5 protein-coding genes are annotated in these 2,959 nt (G+C 67.3%); 4 read left to right on the top strand and 1 reads right to left on the bottom strand.

The window, feature by feature from the left end:
- The first annotated feature begins 604 nt into the window (after positions 1-604).
- Entirely contained in the window at positions 605-1,120 is a 516-nt protein-coding gene (locus tag FV217_RS22040; RefSeq protein WP_147821751.1) for a phasin family protein, read from the top strand.
- 76 nt (positions 1,121-1,196) lie between these two features.
- On the opposite strand, the gene FV217_RS23135 is transcribed toward FV217_RS22040, so the two are convergent.
- Complete coding sequence (locus FV217_RS23135; RefSeq protein WP_187272675.1) at positions 1,197-1,343, bottom strand: hypothetical protein; 147 nt, start codon at positions 1,341-1,343, stop codon at positions 1,197-1,199.
- Positions 1,344-1,462: 119 nt separating this feature from the next.
- Between FV217_RS23135 and FV217_RS22035 the strand changes: the two genes are divergently transcribed.
- The 3 genes from FV217_RS22035 to FV217_RS22025 all read left to right on the top strand — a co-directional run.
- The gene (locus FV217_RS22035; RefSeq protein ID WP_147821749.1) at positions 1,463-1,717 is read left to right on the top strand and encodes a hypothetical protein; all 255 of its coding nucleotides are present in this window, start codon (positions 1,463-1,465) and stop codon (positions 1,715-1,717) included.
- Positions 1,718-1,861: 144 nt separating this feature from the next.
- Positions 1,862-2,308: a hypothetical protein gene (locus tag FV217_RS22030; protein ID WP_147821747.1), complete on the top strand. Its 447-nt coding sequence runs from the start codon at positions 1,862-1,864 to the stop codon at positions 2,306-2,308.
- A gap of 98 nt (positions 2,309-2,406) precedes the next feature.
- The coding region (locus FV217_RS22025) for a dienelactone hydrolase family protein (protein WP_147821745.1) at positions 2,407-2,959 on the top strand (553 nt) is incomplete at its 3' end.

Raw genomic sequence — 2,959 nt, 5'->3', positions numbered from 1 at the left:
AGGGTGATGCCGGCATCGCCGGACAGCGGGGCCGGGGCGAGGGGCGCGGCCTGCGCCGCACCGCCGGCCAGCAGCATCACGGACGCGGCGGCGATCATGCCGGTGATCTTCATGTGTCGTCTCCCTTGTCGACAGGCCGGCCGGATCGGATCCGGCTCCCGAACCTGCGTGTCGGATCTCTGCCTCGATACCTGGCAGTCCGGACGAACCCGGAGGGTGGCCGATCCGTTCCGGCGGCCTGAATCAGGCGAGACATGCGGGCGAAGATTGCGTGATGCGATCCATGCGATTGCATACGCACGCAAAAAAAACTTCGCGCCGGCCGGCGCCCCCGTTCGCATCGCAGCATGTCTTATTGTGCAGCGCACTCAAGGGCTTGCAGGAGAAGGCTCAATTGGAATGAATCGTCATTGAAATTTCACATGATTGAATACATTTTCGAGGGGTTGAAAATAGATCCATCCGTCCGACCTGATGTCGCATCAACGAGCCGAACCGACGGACTGTTGGAGAGCGTATCCGACGAACTTCTTTAGGTTGGATTTCTCACAGATTGGCGCCGACTTGTTGAGATAATTTTCCGAACGCAGGAAGGATGACAATCATGGCCTCCACGCAGACCGAAAATCAGACGAAGAACACTGCCGATCGCGCCGCCGCCCAGACACAGGACGCCGTCCGCACCGCGCAGGACAACGTCCAGAACGTCTCGCGGCAGGTCTTCGAGGCGACCGAGCGCCTGACCCGTGGCTTCAACCTCTCGAAGGAGGACGCCGAGCGCTTCGCCAGCCAGTCCCGCCAGAACCTCGACGCCGTCACCCGCTGCGGCACGGTGCTGAGCCAGGGCTTCCAAGAGGCCTCGCGCCACTGGATCGAGTTCAGCCAGAAGCAGTTCCAGCGCAACCTCGCCGCCGTGAACCGTCTGGCCCAGGCCAAGACGCTGCAGGAATTCGCCGCGATCCAGAGCGACGTCGTCCGCGAGGGTCTCGAGAGCTTCGTGACGGACAGCAAGGGCATCGCCGAGACCTCGCTGAAGCACGCCGAGGAGGCCGGCAAGATCTTCTCCGGCGCCGCCAAGCAGACCGCGCAGACGGCTCAGACCGCCTCGCGTCCGAACTGATCCTTTTCGTCCAAACATCGAGACGATAAGGGCGGCCCTCGGGCCGCCCTTTTTCGTGGGCGGGACCGGCGGCAGCTCACCAGGTCCTGATGTCGAGCCCGGGCTCGGAGCCGTCCCCCTCGTCCATGCCCTTGCCGACGCGCTTCGCCCACAGCACCGCGGCCGCGCCGGTGGCGAGGGCCGTCGCGACGCTCAGTGAGAAGAAGCCGAGAAACAGGCTCAAGGCGACGACGCTCCGTCCAGGCCGATGGGATGACAGACAGGCTGGCGAAAAAGGCTTAGCAGGGCCTTACCGAGGCGCCGGACGCAGGAGCCCGCGCCGGCAGCGCGAGGCGGACGACCATGGCCCTGAAGACGACGTTCGTGGTGCAGACCTTCGTGGTGAAGCGCAAACGCCTGTTGCCCGGAGACCGCGAGGTCGCCCCCACCGAGAGCGGCGCCCTCAAGAAGGCCGAGGCGATGTCCGCCCGCATGCCCGGCACCGCCGCGCTCAAGGTCGTCGCCGACGACGAGACCGGCGAACTCGAGAGCGCGACCATCCTCGCCCAGTTCGGCGAGGTCCCGGACGATTTCGCGGAGAGCCTGACGGGCGGCTGAGCGTCCGCCGGCCGCAGACTCGCTGGAAAAGCGAACACACAGGGAACGAAAGGCTTGACCGCACCGACGGCCCACGGTCATGTTCTCTTAATGTTCCAGGCGCGATCGAAGCGATTCGACAGCGCCGCTGTCAGCGAGGGCCGCATGACCGACCTCTGCATGGATGCCTGCGACGAAGCCGTCCTGTTCGCCAACGCCGATTGGCAGCTCTCCGCCGAGGGGCTCGAACACCGGGCGACGGGCTATTTCATCGAGCGCGCGGCCTTGTCCGCCCGGCGCGGCGACGGCCTCTGGGCCTGGCCGCTGCAGCTCGCCGAGAAGAGCTGGTGCACGCCGCGCCTGTTCCGCGAAGCCTTCCTCGTCGCCCTCGACCGCTTCGGTCTTGCTGCCGACGCGGCGCTGGCCCGCTCCTTCGCCATCGGCTTCGGGATGCGGCCGGCCCAGGGCAGCCGCGACGGTTTCGTGGTGCTCGCCGACCTCATCCGCCCGAAATCCACGGCCCGGAAGCGGCCCGCCGAGGCGAAGGTCGCGCAGCGCCAGCCAGTCCGCGACCGCGTGGGCGAGCCGGTGGCGGTCTGTGCGAGCGCGTAGGGATCGACGGCCACTCCGCTTTCGACGTCGTAACGGGCTGCCGGTTTGACCTCCGACACACGCCGTGGTGGCGTGTCTCCGACACACGCGGAGGCATCATGACCGGCGAGAACGACGTGCGCGGCTCCACCCTCGGCGGGCTCGAAGGGCTCGATCCGGGGCCGTTCTCGCGGCGGGGCTTCGTGATGACGAGCCTGATCACCGGGCTGACGCTGGCGACCGCCCGGGTCGAGGCCCAGGCGATCACGACCGATGCCGAGGGCATCGAGGCCGGAGAGGTCAAGATTCCGGCGGCCGACGGACCGATGCCGGGTTACCGTGCGGTGCCGACGGGGGCAGGGCCGTTTCCGATCGTCCTCGTGGTCGAGGAGATCTTCGGGGTCCACGACTACATCAAGGACATCTGCCGGCGGCTGGCCAAGGCCGGCTACTGCGCCGTGGCGCCCGAACTCTACGCACGGCAGGGCGACCTCTCGACCATGACCGACGTGAAGACGATCATCGCCGAGGTGATCTCGAAGACGCCGGACGCGCAGTGGATCGCCGATCTCGACGCCACCGCCGCCTGGGCGGCATCGGCCGCCAAGGGCGATCCGGGCCGGCTCGGCGTCATGGGCTGGTGCCGGGGCGGGCGGGCGGCCTGGCTCTACG

Origin of the sequence: Methylobacterium sp. WL9 (genome assembly GCF_008040035.1) — a bacterium.
Lineage (GTDB): Bacteria > Pseudomonadota > Alphaproteobacteria > Rhizobiales > Beijerinckiaceae > Methylobacterium > Methylobacterium thuringiense.
Note: the sequence above shows the minus strand (reverse complement) of the source record. Positions and strands in the feature narration are given on the sequence as shown.